A 15,876-nucleotide genomic window follows, 5' to 3' on the forward strand; every position below is an offset into this window, starting at 1 on the left:
GGCGGGGCGCCGGGGACGCGTCTCCCGATATCCTGTCAGGGGGCGCGAACGGCTGTCGGCGATCTCGTGACGCCGGCAAGGCATGCAGGATCGCCTGATCAGCATCGCGGAGATTCTCGGCGAAGGAAAAGTGGTCTTTTGCCGCATGGCCCGACCAACTGATCGGCGAGCGTCGCGTCGGGCGCGCTATCTTCGCCCAAGGCCCCCTTGATGCCGGGACGCATAGCCGCAATGCTGTATCTCCAGTTGCCGTCACGGATGGATTCCATGGGTACCGATGTCCTCGCCGATGCGCTCGCCGACCCCCTCGCCTCGCCGCTGCTGTTGCGTGGCCTCGATGCCATGGGCGAGTGGCTGGTGGTCGTGGACGATGAGTCCCGAGTGGCCTATCTGAATGCGGCCTATGCCGCCTTTCTTGAGGTTGACCCGCAGGCGGCCATCGGCATGCCGATCCGCGAGCTGATCGAGAACACTCGCATGCCGGAAGTGGTCGCCTCGGGACAGGCGGAGCTGGCGCATCTGCAGCGGGTGCGGGGGCATCACATGATCGCCCACCGTTACCCGATCCGCGTCGATGGCAAGGTGATCGGCGCCATCGGCACGGTGCTCTACCACGACACCTGGGAGTGGCGGCAACTGAATGTCCAGGTTCAGGCGCTGGAGGCCGAGACCGATGGCGATGCCCAGCCTCTGGGGACCGGGGTCACGCCGCGCTGGCGTCTGGCCGACGTGATCGGCGATTGCGAGGCCATCCGCGTGCTCAATGCCCGGGTGCGCAAGGTGGCCCCGGGCGAGGCCTCGGTGCTGATCCGCGGCGAGTCGGGGACCGGCAAGGAGCTCTATGCCCATGCCCTGCATCGGCTCTCAGGCCGGGCTCAGCGGCCCTTCATCAAGGTCAATTGTGCCGCGATACCGGAGGCCCTGCTCGAGGCCGAACTGTTCGGCTATGCCGAGGGCGCCTTCGCCGGTGCGCCCAAGGGGGGCAAGCCCGGCAAGTTCCAGCTCGCCGATGGCGGCACCCTGTTCCTCGACGAGATCGGCGACATGCCGCCGGCCATGCAGGTCAAGCTCTTGCAGGTGCTGCAGGATCGCGAGGTGGAGACGGTAGGGGGCACCAGCCTGGTGCCGGTGGACGTGCGCGTGATTGCGGCGACCCACCGACCGCTGGAGAGCCTCATCGAGCGCGGGGAGTTCCGTAAGGATCTGTTCTATCGCCTCAACGTGGTGCCACTGGACGTGCCGCCATTGCGTGAGCGTCGCGAGGATATCCCCATGCTGGCCCGGCACCTGCTGAGCCGGCTGGCCGACAGTCGAAAGCGGCGCTGCCCGACCCTGAGCGAGGCCGCGGTGGCGTGTCTGTCGCGACACAGCTGGCCGGGCAACGTGCGCGAGCTCGAAAACGTGCTGGAGGCGGCCTTCTACCTAGGGGGGCATCATCTCGATGTCGACGACCTGCCGGAGGTGCTGCGCTGCCGGGACGACGCGCCACCCCGGCTCGGGGCCTCGCTGAAGGCGACCCTGGCCCGCGCCGAGCGCGAGGCCTTGCTGGCGGCGCTGGCGGAGTGCGATGGCAACCGCACCTGGGCCGCGCGGCGTCTTGGCATCGCCAAGTCATCCTTCTACGAAAAAATGGCTCGCCACGGTCTGCAGGCCGACTGATCTCGCCGCTCCCTTTCCTTCGAATGCCTTCGCTCGACGCTGCCGTTGCCCGGTCATGCGTCGGGGAGGTGCGTCACGGCGGTGTGTCGATCCCGGGATAAAGGTGCTTTGGCGTCCGTTTTTTCGGACGGCGTCCGGATTCATGGAAAGTGAAGCAATGCCCATGATAGGCCTGATGAAACCACTTTGCTGCTAGTGGAGTCCGATATTCCGGACATTTTCTTCGCTATCGAGGGCGAGTTTCGCCATTTTACCCAGGATTATTCTGTTCGCTTTTTTCCCGAAATGGGCATGAGAATCTGATGCTTTATGGGGATGATCTCGTGCCGCCAATGGCCTGAGCAGCGGGCTCGGGCCAGGCAGCATGGTTGACTTTGGTCAAATTGCATTAAGGATATCCAGCGGTCATGCTTGCCGCGATTGTCCGGTATTTTCCTCGGGAATTATCGAGGGCCGGGCACCTCCACGCTGACGTATTCGAGCTATTCGAGACAAGAACAACCGGAGATATCGCCCATGAAACTGGCCAAAACCCTCGTCGGCTGTGCCGGCGCCCTCGCGCTCTGCACCGGTACCGCCATGGCGGACGACCTGCGCTGGAAGATGCCCACGGCCTTCGCCTTCAACCTTCCGGGGCTCGGCTCACCGGCCCCCTGGGTCGCCGAGAACCTGACCACCGCCTCCGACGGCTCGCTGCAGGTGCGCGTCTACGAGCCGGGCAAGCTGGTGCCGGCCTTCGACATCCTGCAGTCGGTCTCCGACGGCAAGGTCCAGGCCGGCTATACCTGGATCGGCTATGACCAGGGCAAGGTGCCGGCGGTGCCGCTGTTCGCGGCGGTGCCCTTCGGTCTCAAGCCCTGGGCCTTCACCGGCTGGTACTACTACGGCGGCGGCCACGAGATGCTCCAGGAGGTCTATGCCAACAAGGGCTTCGACGTGCATGCCCAGCTGTGCGGCATCACCGGGCCCGAGACCGCCGGCTGGTACGCCGAGGAGATCACCAGCCTCGAAGACTACCAGGGCATGAAGATCCGCTTCGCCGGCCTCGGCGGCAAGGTGCTCGAGCGCCTCGGCGCCTCGGTGACCATGATGCCGGGCGGCGAGCTGTTCCAGGCGCTGGAGAAGGGCACCATCGACGCGACCGAGTTCGCGATGCCGGCCATCGACCAGATCCTCGGCTTCGACCAGGTGGTGAAGTACAACCTCTTCCCCGGCTGGCACCAGCCCTTCACCGCTCAGTACATGCTGATCAACAACGATGAGTGGGAGCGCACCACCCCCGCCCAGAAGGCGCTGGTCGAGGCCTCCTGCACCGCGGCCGTGACTCGTGGCCTCGCCGAGGGTGAGTACAAGAACGGCGCGGTACTGGCCGGTTTCCAGGAACGGGGCGTTCAGGCCAAGCAGATCCCGGATGAGATCCTCGCGGAACTCAAGGCGGTCTCCGAGGAAGTGCTCGAGGAAGAAGCGGCCAACGACGCCGACTTCAAGCGGGTCTACGAGAGCCAGCGGGAATTCCAGAAGGACTACACCGTCTGGGATAGCCGCGCCTATCTGCCGGCCGACATGAGCAACCTCGGTGCCGACGACGAGTGATCTCGCTGCGCCGGGCCCCTGGCCCGGCGATCATCAAGGCGGGTGGCCCGCGGGCCACCCGCACGGAACATGCAGCGAGGCCCGTTCACCACGGGCCTCGCTTGGTAGAGGGGCAAGTCCATGACGTCGCCTGATCGAGAGCCGCCGGAGCAGCATCAAGTGCATGCGGCGGACGCCGAGAAGATTCTTCATCACCATACCGAGTTGCCCCAGACCCGGCTCAGCCGGGGACTGGATGCGCTGCTGGTGGCGATCGGCAAGGCCGCCTCCTGGGCCTGGCTGGTGGTTGTCGCGGTCATCATCTGGTCCGTGGTCGGCCGTTACGCCTTCGGTCAGGGCTCGGTCACCCTCGAGGAATGGCAGTGGCACATCGCCGGGGCCGCCTGGCTGCTGGGGCTTGGCTATACCCTGACCACCGACGACCACGTGCGGGTCGATGTCATCCATGAGCGCCTGAGCCTCAAGGCCCAGGGCCGCATCGAGCTGGCCGGCCTCCTGTTGCTGCTGCTGCCGTTCCTGTGCATATCGCTGTACGAGATGGCGCCCTATGCGATCAGTTCCTTCACCCAGGGCGAGACCAGCCAGGCCCCGGCCGGGCTGTCCCACCGCTGGGTGCTGAAGGCCATCGTGGCGCTGTCCTTCGCGCTGCTGATCGTCGCCGCGCTGTCCCGGCTTTCCCGGGTGACCGCGCTGCTGTTCGGCTTCCCCGGGCCGCTCGTCGATGACTCCACCAAAGAGGATGCGTCCTGATGTCTCTAGAAGCGATGTTCGTCATCGGCATGTTCGTCACCTTCGGCATGCTGCTGATGACCGGTTTTCCCGTCGCCTGGGTGCTGGGTGGCACCGCCGTGATCTGGACCCTGGTCGGGGTGGTCGCGGTCGACAGCTTCGGCGCCAACCTGTGGTTCGACTATTCCTCTTCGATGGGCCTGATGCCCGAGCGGGTCTGGGGGCTCGTGGAAAGCGAGACCCTGGTCGCGCTGCCCATGTTCATCTTCATGGGCATCATGCTCGATCAGTCCGGCATCGCCGAGAAGCTGATGAACAACATGGTCAAGCTGTTCGGCGCGGTGCGCGGTGGCTATGCGGTGACCGTGATCGTGATCGGCGTGCTGTTGGCGGCCACCACCGGCATCATCGGGGCCTCGGTGGTGCTGCTGGGCATGCTGTCGCTGCCGGTGATGATGGAGAACAAGTACGACAAGGGCTTCGCCGTCGGCACCGCCTGTGCCACCGGCACCCTGGGCATCCTGATTCCGCCGTCCATCATGCTGGTACTGATGGCCGATCGCCTGGCGGTGCCGGAGGCCTCGGTGGGCGACCTGTTCATGGGCGCCTTCTTCCCGGGCCTGATGCTCGGCGCCATGTACGTGACCTACGCCATCCTGCGGCCGATGTTCCAGCCGCATATCGCCCCGGCGCCGGATGACCTGCCGAAGATCGGCCCCGGGGTGATCTGGGACGTGATCAAGGCGGTCATTCCCACCGCCGCGCTGATCCTCGGCGTGCTCGGTTCGATCTTCGCCGGGGTCGCCACGCCCACCGAGGCCTCGGGCGTCGGGGCACTGGGCGCGACCCTGCTGGCGCTGCTGTCCGGCCGTCTGACCATGCCGGTGATGAGCGAGTCGCTCTACCAGACCACCCGCACCTCGGCCTTCATCTTCGCCATCTTCCTCGGTGCTACCGCCTTCTCCGTGGTGCTGCGCGGGCTGGGCGGCGACGAGGTGATCGAGAATGCCCTGCTGGGGCTGCCGCTGGAGCCGTACGCCATCGTGCTGGTGATCCTGTTCGCGGTCTTCCTGCTCGGCTTCTTCCTCGACTGGGTCGAGATCACCCTGATCATCCTGCCGCTGGTGGCGCCGGTGGTGCAGTCGCTGGGCTTCGACCTGGTGTGGTTCACCATTCTCTTCGCCATGTGTCTGCAGACCTCCTTCCTGACGCCGCCGGTGGGCTTCGCGCTCTTCTACATCAAGGGCGTGGCCCCGCCGGAGATCAAGGTCACCGACATCTATCGTGGCGTGGTGCCTTTCATTCTGATCCAGCTGGTCGCCCTGGTGCTGGTCTTCCTGCTGCCGGCGATCGCCACCTGGCTGCCCAGCGTGGCCTACGGCTAGGACGCAGGATATGTCTTCATGACCGATGCCACAGGCCCCCGCATGCGGGGGCCTGTGCGTTTGTGGCCTCACCGGGGGGTGGCCCAGCGGCGCGCCTTGTCGCATGCTGTGCGCCATGACCATCCCGCCCGATTGCCCTGACCCCATCTCGCTCCTCGACCCGCCCGGGCGCGAGGCCCTCGATACCTTGCTGGCGCGCCTCGCGGCCCGGCGCCATCGCGGCCTTGTGTGGATATCCGCGCCGCCGGATATCGCCATCGCCCGGGCGCTGTCGCTTTACCAGGCCACTGGCTGGGCCGCGCCGCTGTGGCTGGGGGCGCCGTCGCCCGAAGGCGAGGCGGCAGGCATCGCCGCGTTGCCTGCCGCCAAGGCGCGCAAGACTCTCGGTGGCGAGCACGATCTGGTGGTGATCGATGCCGTCTCCGCGATGGCCGGCTTCGATCCCGAGGCCTTCGGTGCGGTTTCAGGCACCCTGCGCGCGGGCGGTTTGCTGTTGCTGCTGACGCCACCGGACTTCGGCGCGCGGCCGGATGGTGACTATGCCCGCCTCGCCGAGCATCCTTATGTCGCCGAGGCGCTGAGCTCCCGCTATCTGGCGCGGCTCGCTCGGCTGCTTTCGGCCTCCGAGGAAGTGGCGACCTGGGGACCCGACGGCGCCCTGCGCCTGCCCGAGACGGCAGGGTGTGGCGCGCAGGTGGCCGCCGACGCGTCCAGGGAGGCGGCGACGGCGGACGCCGACTGCGCCACCGCCGATCAGGCCCGGGCGGTGGCGAGGCTCATGCGCCTGAAGCGCCGGCGTCCGCTGGTGCTCACCGCCGATCGCGGCCGCGGCAAGAGCGCGGCGCTCGGCATCGCCTGCGCCCGGCTGCTGGCCGGGGGAGAGACGGAGATTCTGGTCACCGCACCGCGCCCTGCGGCGGTGGAGGCGCTCTTCGAGCGCTTGACGCTGCTCTGCCCCGGGGGGCGGCGCCAGGGCAACGTCTTTGTACTGGAGGCGGCGCGCGAGGCACAGGATGATCAGGCGCATGAGAAAGCGCACGAGAGAGCACATGACAGCCCGCCCTGCGTGAGCTTTGTCGCCCCGGATGCCCTGGTGGAGGCCGCCCTTGCAGGCGAGCAAGGCGGGGCCGGTGCCTTGCTGCTGGTTGACGAGGCGGCGGCGATTCCCGCACCGCTGCTGTCGCGCATGCTCGGCGCCTTCCCGCGTATTGCCTTCGCCACCACCGTGCACGGCTACGAGGGCTCGGGGCGCGGCTTCGCCTTGCGCTTTCGCGAGCAGCTGGATCGCCAGACCCCGGGCTGGCAGGGCCTGCACCTGGCCACGCCGATTCGATGGGCCGCGGAGGATCCCCTGGAGCGACTGACCGACAGGCTGCTGCTGCTCGATGCCGAGCCTGACGAGGCTAGTAAGGAAGACGAACCCGACGAGACTGACGACAACGACCAGACCGATGAACCAGGCAAGGCTGACACAAGCATGGGGGAAGAGGGCGAGCCGACGATCGTCGAATGCTCCCGGGATGCCCTGGCCGCCGATGAGCCGCGACTGCGGGCGCTGTTCAGCTTGCTGGTGCAGGCTCATTACCGCACCCAGCCAAGCGACCTGCGCCGGCTGCTCGATGGTCCCGGTGGACGGGTAGTGTGTCTGGGGGAACGAGGAAAGCCGCGCCCTCGGGCCGTGGCCCTGACCGTGGACGAGGGCGGCTTCGCGCCTGAATTAGCCGAGCAGGTGGCCAGGGGCGAGCGGCGCCCCCGTGGCCACCTGCTGGCGCAATCGCTGGCCGCCCACGCCGGCAGCCGAGCGGCACTGACGTCACGGGTACGGCGGGTGATGCGCATCGCCGTGGATCCCCGTTTCCGCCGTCTCGGCCATGGCCGGGCGCTGCTTGGCGCCGAGCTTGCCAGGGCGAGCGACGACGGCATCGACCTGTTCGGCGCCAGCTTCGGCGCCGAGGCGGGGCTGATGGCCTTCTGGCAGCGCAGTGGCTTTCGCGCGGTGCGCCTGGGGCTGACCCGGGAGGCGGCCAGCGGCGAGCATGCGCTGATGGTGGCGCGGGCCACCAGCCCCCGGGGCGAGGCGCTGCTCGAGGAGCTCACCGAAGGCTTCCAGGCGTTGCTGCCGAGCCTGCTGGCCTTCGAGCTCAGGGCATTCGACCCGGCGCTGGCCGCAGGGCTGCTGGCAGAAGGTCCGGTGCCCGCGCTGGATGCCGCCATGATGCGGGATATCGCCGATGTGGCCTTCGGTCACCGGTCACCGGCGCTGGCCCGCCCCGCGCTTCAGGATCTGGTGCGGCGAGGGCTCGTGCTGCGACGCCAGGGGGGCGAGGCGGCAGGTGCGACGCTTGATGAGGGAGGGTTGGAGAAAGTCTCCGAGAAAACCTTCGAGAATGTCTCCGACGAGGACGCCTGGTTGCTGGTCGCCGTGCTCTTCCAGGGCCAGGACGATGCCTGGCTGGCCCGTCGCCTCGGCCTGCCCGGACGGCGCCAGGTCGAGGCCCGCCTGCGGACGACGCTTGGCCGCTGGTACAGGCGGTTCGTGTCGCCCACCTGATGGCGGTGCGCTGCGTTCGACTTCGAAACGACGACGGGGCCGGCGATGGCCGGCCCCGTCGTGGTGGGCGTCGTGCTAGCAGTGGAGGTGTCGTGTCGGGAGTTGAGGGCGTGCAGGCGAAGGCTCAGTGACCACCCAGGGTCACCAGCGGGTAGCCGTCGACGGTGACCAGCGGCACACCGCCTGAGTGGTGGTGCCGTCCCTCGCGGACGATCACCCGTCGTTCGATCACGCGGGTATGGTCGTGGTGACGACGCGCATAGTAGTTGCGATTGTCGTGGTTGCGATTGCCGTGGTGGCGCTGGCCATGGTGACGACGGGCGTAGTGCCGCTTGCCCTGACGGTGTTGATGACCATGTCCGCTGTGCCCACGGTGGTCATAGCCCTGGTGATTGCCGTCCTGATGACCGCGGTGCCCGCGCTCGGCCATGGCGGGGGCAGCAAGGCCCAGGGTAAGGATGAGGGTCAGTGTCAGTAAGAGAGGATGACGCATGAGCTCGACTCCTGGGTGGGGGAAACTGTGCTCCCCTTAAGTTACCTGCAGGGTTCCCTGATCCTCAGTATATCGGCGCCCCTATAGTAGTCGAACAGTGTTTTCTAATGTGTATCGACTTCCTCGCTTGTTCCACATTATCTTCCCTCCCTGCTCCCCGGCGCGACGCCTCGCGCGGGAAACAAAAGCGCCGCCCGGAAGGGCGGCGCGGTAACGAGCCAGGCTGGGAAGTACCGGCGAGCATCAGCCCAGGTAGGCGTTGAGCATCCAAACGGTCTTTTCCTGCTCGCGGATGTAGTCACCCACCTGGGCGGCGGTGCCTTCATCGTCGGCGTCGGAGGCCAGCGACAGGATCTCGCGCTGCAGGCCGATCATTGTCTGGTAGCCCTCAAGGATGCCGCGCACACAGGCCTGGCCATCGTGGACGTTCTTGTCCTCGGTGATTTCCGAGAGTTTCACGTAGTCGCTGTAGGCATGCACCGGCGTGTGGCCCAGAGTCAGGATGCGCTCGGCGACCTCGTCGACCTTGAGCAGCAGGTCGGTGTAGTACTCCTCGAACTTGGTATGCAGCTCGAAGAATTGATTGCCCTTCACGTTCCAGTGATAGCCGCGCACGTTCATGTAGAAAATCTGATAGTTGGCCAGCAATGTGTTGAGGCGCTCGGCAAGCTGGCTGGCGCTGCTCTCGTGCAATCCGATGGCATTGGTATCGGTCATGGGGATACCTCCTTGATCTTGGGTGAGTTCGATTGAAGCCACTATAGGGTCTTGCGGTGCCCGGCGATAAGGAAATCTCGCCATCATCACCATAGAACTGATCTATGAATGGAACCGCGCTATGAACAGAACCGCTCTATAAATGGGACTGCTCTATGACATGCCGCCGATCGCAGCGCTTTTCAAGGTCCTGCTCATATATCCTCGCGCACTCTCGTCCGTGGTCGCCTTCCGTCAGTGGCGAAGGCTATGCCCAGGCCCGCCATGTCGACATACACTGAAAGGCAGGGCGTGAGGGCGTGAGGATGCGATGAAGTCACCATGCAGGGAACAACAGGGACCATTGGCCGGCGGGTGGAGGTGGGCATGCCTGGCGTGCATGCTGCTGGCCGGCTGCACGAGCGCCCCGGCGTACCTGCCCGAGCCGACGGTGGCGCCCGTGGAGGGCTGTCAGTGGACGGCGCCCGAGGCCGGCTCGCTTGGCTACCTGCGGCGGGTGATGGCCGCCCTGGAGGCGGATGACTTCGTGATCGTCGAGACCGAGGCCAGGCTCGGGCTGGTCACCGCCCAGCGCAGCCGCGTGCTGGCCGGCTACGGGGCGCCCTGGCACGAGCCCATGCCCTTCGGGCTGTCGGGGGCCTTCGGCCTGGGGGCAGGGCACCACCGCGCCGGCATGGCGATCAACCTGAACCGCAGCTTCGGCGTTGATCCTACGCAGATCGAGCGGATCTCGGTGGTCGCCCGCGATAAGTGGGTTCGGGTCTCCCGGGACCTTCAAGTCGTCGAGGCCGACGGGCGCCTGCGCAGTGGCCGTGTGGTCCCCAGCGAGGCATTCTGTCGCGCGCTGCGGGAGGCCCTCGCGCGCCTTCCCGAGGCGCCTACCTCATGATGCGTCGTTGGCGGGGGCGGCTGGCCGCCTGGGGCTTCGTTGCCTTGGCGCTCGCCGGCTGTGCCGCCCATCCCGGCGGACCGGAACCGCGGGTGCTGGTGGTGGCCGCTGCCCCCGAACGGGTGATGGCGGAGGGGCTTCAGGTGCTGATCGGGCGCGGCTTCGTGATTCGCCATGCCGATCTGGACCTGGGGCGCCTGGAGGCGGTGCTGGCGACCTGGCCGGGCTATCGGCTGCGCCTGGAGGCGCTGGCCGTCGGAGACGGGACGACCCGGCTGTCCCTCAGCGGCTACCGCGACCACCGGCCCCTGGTGCCCGAGAGTCTCTATGCGCTGCTGGTCGAGTTGCAGGCACGCCTGCCGGCCTCTCCTGAGCGCGCCCATCGCGCCGTCGATGCCCCCTGAGTCACGTGGGCCGGGCACATTGGCCGATGGAGCTTGTGCCTTGCCTGATGCCTTGTGTTGCTTGATCCTTGCCTCACGATTTTGTGGAGACCCGATCGTGATCAAGACACCCCTCCTTGCCCTGGCGCTGACGGTGCTGCTGCTCGGCACGGCCCCCGAGGCCAGGGCTCACCCTCATGGCTGGATCGACCTCGGCGTCGTGGTCCATTTCGATCAGCAAGGCCGCGTCACGGCGCTGGAGCAGCGTTGGCGCATGGATCCCTTCTATAGCCTGGTGGTGATGGAAGAACTCGCCGCCGACGCCTCTGAAACCAGCATGGAGCAGCGCCTCGACCGGCTGGGACTGGAGATACGCGACAACCTGGCCGCCCAGCAGTACTTCACCGAGCTCAGCCACGGTGGGCAACCCCTCGCCTTGGGGGACGTCGAGAACTACAGCGTCAGGCGTCGGGACGACCGCCTGGTGTTCAGCTTCCTGCTGCCGCTGGCGACCCCGCTGGCCCCTGGCGACATGCCGCTGCGTTACCGCATCTTCGATCCGAGCTATTACATCGAAGTGGTTCACGAGGCCGACGACGAAGGGCCGCGGATGGATGCTCTGACCCTGCGTGGCGCCGCCGATGACTGCGCCGCCCGCATTATTTCGGCCGATCCGGATCCCGCCCGGGTCGCCGAGGCCGCCCAGCTGGATATCGACGAGACCGCCGAGCCGGGCCTGGGACGCTTCTTCGCCGAGACCGGGGAGGTGACATGTCAGAGCTAACGGCAGCGGGCACGAGGAAGCGGCTGGCGATGGGCGTAGCAGGACTGGCGCTGCTCGTGGCGGTGGTCCTCTGGGCCTGGCAGGGCGGCGTCCAGGCGCTGCTATACGAGATCGTGGCCTGGCAGCGGGACCTGCATCGGCAGCTGACGCTCGCCATCACGGCGCTCTCCGGCGCGCCGTCGCCGGCCACCTGGACCGCCCTGTTAGGCATCAGCTTCGGCTATGGTGTCTTTCATGCCGCCGGCCCCGGCCATGGCAAGGCGGTGCTCAGCACCTATCTGCTGTCCCAGGGCGGGGCCTGGCGACGGGCGCTTTCGCTGTCCGCGGCGGCCTCGCTGCTGCAGGGACTGGTGGCCATCCTGCTGGTGGCGGTGCTGGTGCACGGTCTTGGCTGGCTGACGCGTCAGGCGATGGGCTCGGTGGTCTGGGTCGAGCGGCTGAGCTTCCTGATGGTCACGGGGTTGGGCCTGTGGTTGTGCCTGAGCGCCCTGCGGCGGCTGCGCCGACGAGATGACAAGGCGCAGAGCACCTCGGGCCGTCAGGCACTGCATGCGTCGCACGCTGCTCACGACGATCCGCCCCATGGCGATGGCTGTGGCTGCGGGCACGAGCATCATCTGGCGCCGGAGCGGGTCGGCGATTGGCGCACGGCGCTGGGCACGGTGGTGGCGATCGGCATTCGTCCCTGCAGCGGTGGCGTGCTGCTGCTGGGAGCTGCCTCGCTGCTGGGGCAGTTCTGGGTCGGCGTGGTGGCGGTGATGGTGATGGCGGCGGGCACGGCCCTGGCGGTGTCGGCGCTGGCCCTTGCCAGCGTCATGGCCCGCGGCTGGGCCGAGCGTCGCCTGACGCGCCAGTCACGCCAGGCGGGGCGGCGGCCGAGGCAGGCGCTGGCCTGGGCCTCGCTTGCCGGAGGGCTGGCGATCACGGCGCTCGGCTTGTCCCTGACGCTCGGCGCGGGCGGCGATCCGGGCGGCGGGCCGCTGCTCGATCGGCCTGCACCGAAAAACGCCGCCTCGCCCTTCGGCGGCTGAGGCGCCTCAGGCCAGGCCGCTTGCCTCGAGGCAATCACGCAGGCATGCCCGCATCGCCGCTTCCTGTTCGGCGTCATAGGGAACGGCGCTGCCGTGGCCCCACACCGGTCCCGGCCAGGCATCATCGCCCTGGTGGCGCACGATCACGTGCAGGTGCAGCTGGGGCACCATGTTGCCAAGCGTCGCCAGGTTCAGCTTGTCGCCAGACTTGGCCGCCATCAGCGCCTTTCCAAGCGCCGTCGCTTCCTTCCATAGCCGGGCCTGATCCTCTTCCGGCAGCTCATAGACCTCGCGGATCTCGTCGCGCCGCGGCACCAGCACCAGCCAGGCATAGCGGGCGTCGTTCATCAGGCGTACCTGGCACAGGGGCAGGTCGGCGACATGGAAGGTATCCGCGGCAAGGCGGGGGTGCAGGGAAAAATCGCTCATGGCTCTCTCGTCGTCGAAAGGGATGAGCGACATCCTAACAGCTGTCGACGCCGTGGGCGGGGGAAGCGCCGAGGGCGATACGCTCGGCGCGCAAAGCGTGGCATCATCGGCCTCTCACCTTTACGGCGCCTTCCCTTCGCCTTCTCTATGCCTTGCCTGTGCCAGCGCGAGGGTCACAACGGAGCGTGACATGACGGCATTGCCAAGCCTGTTGGATGCCCTGGTCCTGATCGCCATCGGCGGCCTGGCCGGCTTCATCAATGTGCTTTCCGCGGGCGGCTCGATGCTGACCCTGCCGCTGCTAATGTTTCTGGGCCTGCCCCCCCAGGTGGCCAACGGCACCAATCGGGTCTCGGTGGTCTTCCAGAGCGTATCGGCGGTGGGCAATTTCTGGCGCGTCGGCGCCAGCCAGGTGGGGCTCAGCCTGCGTCTGGCGGTGCCGGCGGTGGTGGGCTCGCTGCTGGGAGTCTGGTTGGCGCTGCGGGTCAGCGATGCGATCTTCGAGGCGGTGCTGGTGACGGTGATGGCGGCCAGCGCCGTGATGATGCTGTTGCCCCAGCCGCGGCTCGAGACGCGACCGCTGACCGCCGAGCGCCTGACGCCTCCGGTGTACCTGGCGATGTTCGCGATCGGTGTCTATGGCGGCTTCATCCAGGTCGGCGTGGGGGTGCTGTTCATCGTGGTGCTCTATCGGCTGTTGAGGATCGACCTGGCACAGGTCAATGTCATCAAGGTCTTCATCGTGCTGATTTACACTCTGCCGGCGCTGGGGCTCTTCCTGTGGCATGACCAGGTACGCTGGAGCTATGGTCTGCTACTGGCGGTGGGCAGCATGAGCGGTGCCTGGCTGGCGGTGCGGGTCAACATGGGGCCCCGGGGGGCGCTGTGGGTGCGCTGGCTGACCCTCGGGGTGATCGTGGCGATCATGCTGCGGCTGCTGATGGGGTGAGCGGTGTGCTTGCGCCGCTCAAGGCAAAGGGTGCTAATGTAGAAACGTAAGCTTCGATAGTCAGTCCCCCTTCGACAAGGAGCCGATGATGATGCGCCTGATATCTCTGATGTTCGTGAGTCTGATGACCCTTTCCCTGCTGACCGGGTGCAACACCATTCGCGGTGCCGGCGAGGATATCCAGCAGGGCGGCGAGGCGATCGAGGAGGCCGCCGGGGGCTAGTCTTGCCGTGATCCAGGAGAGGAAAGCGACAGCGGGCAGGCCCATGGCCTGCCCGCTGTCGTTGGGGGACGCTTTACCGTCAGCCCGCGGCTCAGCGTGAGCCGGTCTCGGCGGCGTGTCGCTCGGCCTCGTAGGCAACCTGGGTCTGGCGCTCTTCCGCCTCGGCCTGCTTGCGCAGCTTCTTGCGCAGCGCGGCCTTCTCGAAGCGCAGCTGCTGCAGCGGTGTCTCCAGTGCCAGCGGCGGTACCTCGGCGGGCTTGCCGTCGGCATCGATGGCGACCATGGTCAGGTAGCAGCTGTTGGTGTGGCGGATCACCTTGTTCTGGATGTCCTCGGCGACCACCTTGATGCCGACCTCCATCGAGGAGCGGCCGACGTGGTTCACCGAGGCCAGGAAGGTCACCAGCTCGCCGACGTGAATCGGCTGCTTGAAGCGCACCTGGTCGACCGAGAGGGTCACCACATAGTGACCGGCATAGCGGCTGGCGCAGGCGTAGGCGACCTCGTCGAGTTTCTTGAGGATGGCGCCGCCGTGCACCTTGCCGCTGAAGTTGGCCATGTCGGGAGTCATCAGCACGGTCATCGAGAGTTCGTGCTGGCGGGGCAGGTCGTCGTGGCTCACGGCGGGCTCCAGGGGATGGGAGGCAGAGGATGCGTTCATCATGCCCCCCATCATAGCCCGGGACGTCGCGTCGACGGTAGCGGGGCTCGCCCGGGCTAGAGGAAGGTGAGGCCCAGCGCGATGATGATGCCGGTGATGACCAGCTGGATCAGGCAGTAGCCCATGATGTCCTTGGCCTTGAGCCCGGCGATGGCCAGTACCGGCAGGGCCCAGAAGGGCTGCAGCAGGTTGGTCCAGGCATCCCCCCAGGCCACCGCCATGGCGATGCGCGGGATATCGGCACCCAGCGCCGCCGCCGCCGGCAGCATCACCGGTGCCTGCACCGCCCACTGGCCGCCGCCGGAGGGCACGAAGAGGTTGACCACGCCGGCGCTGATGAAGGACCAGAAGGGCAGCGTTTCGGCACTGGCGAAGGAGACGAAGAGCTCCGATAGGGTCTGAGCCAGGCCCGATTGCACCATGATCGCCATGATGCCCGCATAAAAGGGGAACTGGATGACGATGCCGGCGCCGCCCTGGATGGCTTCCTGAAGGCTGGCCAGCAGCCGGCGTGGGGTGCGATGCAGCACGATGGCCAGGAACAGGAACAGGAAGTTGATCACGTTCAGGTTGAGCCCGCCGCCGCGCAGCACGAAGTGATCGAGCAGGAACAGGAGGCCGGGGATGCCCACCAGCCAGGCCAGGGCACGGCTGTTCTCGAGCCGTTCGGCCGGGCGGGTGATGCGCACGCGGGTCTCCTGCTCATCCTCCAGCAGCGCCGGGTCGACGTAAATACTCTCGTCTTCGCTTGGCAGCATCAGGCGATTGACCAGGGGTACGCTGACCAGCAGCATGGCGACGATCGCCAGGTTGAACCAGGAGAAGATGGTCTCCGAGGTCGAGACGATCCCGATCTGCTCGACGGTGAAGTGGCCCTCGGTGGCGATGGTCAGCGGGATCGAGCCGGCGAGCCCCGCGTGCCAGATCACGAAGCCCGAATAGGCGCTGGCGACCAGCAGCCGGTAGTCGACGCGGATCTGGCGCGCCAGTTCCTTGGCGAACAGCGCCCCGATCACCAGGCCGAAGCCCCAGTTGATCCAGCTGGCCAGGAGCGATACCAGGGTGACCAGCACGATGGCGCTGCCGGCGTTCTTGGCCTTGCCGGCAAGCCCCGCCAGCAGCCGCTTGACCGGCGGCGTGTTGGCCAGCATGAAGCCGCTGATCAGTACCAGCAGCATCTGCATCGAGAAGGTCAGCAGGTTCCAGAAGCCATCGCCCCAGAAACGCAGCACGTCCAGCGGGGTCTGGCGCTCGACCGCGATGGCCGCCACGGCGGCGACCAGCGTCAGCAGCAGCACGAAAATGTAGGGGTCCGGCAGGTAGCGTTCTACCAGCTTGACTGCCGGTCGGGAAAGCATCTTGAGCATGATCCGTTGCCTTTGTTGTCAGAAACGAAGTTG

At 67.0% G+C, this 15,876-nt stretch carries 16 protein-coding genes; 11 read left to right on the forward strand and 5 right to left on the reverse strand.

The window, feature by feature from the left end; translation table 11 throughout:
* Positions 1-267: 267 nt before the first annotated feature.
* From IEJ03_RS01875 to IEJ03_RS01895, 5 genes are all read left to right on the forward strand, one after another.
* Positions 268-1,659, forward strand: coding sequence for a sigma 54-interacting transcriptional regulator (locus tag IEJ03_RS01875; protein WP_192036038.1), 1,392 nt, complete (start codon positions 268-270; stop codon positions 1,657-1,659).
* 516 nt (positions 1,660-2,175) lie between these two features.
* A complete protein-coding gene (locus tag IEJ03_RS01880) occupies positions 2,176-3,252 on the forward strand; it encodes a TRAP transporter substrate-binding protein (protein WP_192036039.1) in 1,077 nt (358 codons plus the stop codon).
* A gap of 120 nt (positions 3,253-3,372) precedes the next feature.
* Positions 3,373-4,002 (forward strand): TRAP transporter small permease subunit, encoded by a 630-nt coding sequence (locus IEJ03_RS01885; protein ID WP_192036040.1) that lies wholly within the window; start codon positions 3,373-3,375, stop codon positions 4,000-4,002.
* Positions 4,002-5,366 (forward strand): TRAP transporter large permease subunit, encoded by a 1,365-nt coding sequence (locus tag IEJ03_RS01890; protein WP_192036041.1) that lies wholly within the window; start codon positions 4,002-4,004, stop codon positions 5,364-5,366. Before IEJ03_RS01885 ends, IEJ03_RS01890 begins: the two co-directional genes overlap by 1 nt.
* Before the next feature lie 115 nt (positions 5,367-5,481).
* Positions 5,482-7,917, forward strand: coding sequence for a GNAT family N-acetyltransferase (locus IEJ03_RS01895; protein ID WP_192036042.1), 2,436 nt, complete (start codon positions 5,482-5,484; stop codon positions 7,915-7,917).
* A gap of 124 nt (positions 7,918-8,041) precedes the next feature.
* Here IEJ03_RS01895 and IEJ03_RS01900 read toward each other — a convergent pair whose 3' ends face one another.
* Entirely contained in the window at positions 8,042-8,410 is a 369-nt protein-coding gene (locus IEJ03_RS01900; RefSeq protein ID WP_192036043.1) for a hypothetical protein, read from the reverse strand.
* A gap of 243 nt (positions 8,411-8,653) precedes the next feature.
* Entirely contained in the window at positions 8,654-9,127 is a 474-nt protein-coding gene (locus tag IEJ03_RS01905; protein WP_192036044.1) for a Dps family protein, read from the reverse strand.
* A 379-nt stretch (positions 9,128-9,506) separates the two neighbouring features.
* Between IEJ03_RS01905 and IEJ03_RS01910 the strand changes: the two genes are divergently transcribed.
* The 4 genes from IEJ03_RS01910 (at position 9,507) to IEJ03_RS01925 (ending at position 12,214) form a co-directional block, all read left to right on the forward strand.
* Entirely contained in the window at positions 9,507-10,016 is a 510-nt protein-coding gene (locus IEJ03_RS01910; RefSeq protein WP_192036045.1) for a hypothetical protein, read from the forward strand.
* Complete coding sequence (locus IEJ03_RS01915) at positions 10,013-10,420, forward strand: hypothetical protein (protein ID WP_242458019.1); 408 nt, start codon at positions 10,013-10,015, stop codon at positions 10,418-10,420. The genes IEJ03_RS01910 and IEJ03_RS01915 overlap by 4 nt, the downstream gene beginning before the upstream one ends.
* Positions 10,421-10,517: 97 nt before the next feature.
* A complete protein-coding gene (locus tag IEJ03_RS01920) occupies positions 10,518-11,183 on the forward strand; it encodes a DUF1007 family protein (RefSeq protein ID WP_242458020.1) in 666 nt (221 codons plus the stop codon).
* The gene (locus tag IEJ03_RS01925; protein WP_192036047.1) at positions 11,171-12,214 is read left to right on the forward strand and encodes a sodium:proton antiporter; all 1,044 of its coding nucleotides are present in this window, start codon (positions 11,171-11,173) and stop codon (positions 12,212-12,214) included. Before IEJ03_RS01920 ends, IEJ03_RS01925 begins: the two co-directional genes overlap by 13 nt.
* A gap of 6 nt (positions 12,215-12,220) precedes the next feature.
* On the opposite strand, the gene IEJ03_RS01930 is transcribed toward IEJ03_RS01925, so the two are convergent.
* Positions 12,221-12,643, reverse strand: coding sequence for an HIT family protein (locus IEJ03_RS01930; RefSeq protein WP_192036048.1), 423 nt, complete (start codon positions 12,641-12,643; stop codon positions 12,221-12,223).
* Between the two features lie 190 nt (positions 12,644-12,833).
* On the opposite strand from IEJ03_RS01930, the gene IEJ03_RS01935 reads away from it, so the two are divergent.
* Both IEJ03_RS01935 and IEJ03_RS01940 read left to right on the forward strand, forming a co-directional pair.
* On the forward strand, positions 12,834-13,592 hold the full coding sequence (locus tag IEJ03_RS01935; protein ID WP_192036049.1) for a sulfite exporter TauE/SafE family protein: 759 nt from the start codon (positions 12,834-12,836) through the stop codon (positions 13,590-13,592).
* A 91-nt stretch (positions 13,593-13,683) separates the two neighbouring features.
* Positions 13,684-13,815, forward strand: coding sequence for an entericidin A/B family lipoprotein (locus IEJ03_RS01940; RefSeq protein WP_347400987.1), 132 nt, complete (start codon positions 13,684-13,686; stop codon positions 13,813-13,815).
* Between the two features lie 91 nt (positions 13,816-13,906).
* Here the strand turns inward: IEJ03_RS01940 and IEJ03_RS01945 are convergent, their stop codons facing one another.
* Entirely contained in the window at positions 13,907-14,398 is a 492-nt protein-coding gene (locus IEJ03_RS01945) for an acyl-CoA thioesterase (RefSeq protein ID WP_242458093.1), read from the reverse strand.
* A gap of 134 nt (positions 14,399-14,532) precedes the next feature.
* Positions 14,533-15,843 carry a short-chain fatty acid transporter gene (locus IEJ03_RS01950; RefSeq protein WP_192036052.1) on the reverse strand — a complete coding sequence of 437 codons (1,311 nt, stop codon included), beginning with the start codon at positions 15,841-15,843 and terminating at the stop codon, positions 14,533-14,535.
* Between the last annotated feature and the right edge of the window lie 33 nt (positions 15,844-15,876).

The organism is Halomonas sp. YLGW01, assembly GCF_014840935.1.
GTDB lineage: Bacteria > Pseudomonadota > Gammaproteobacteria > Pseudomonadales > Halomonadaceae > Onishia.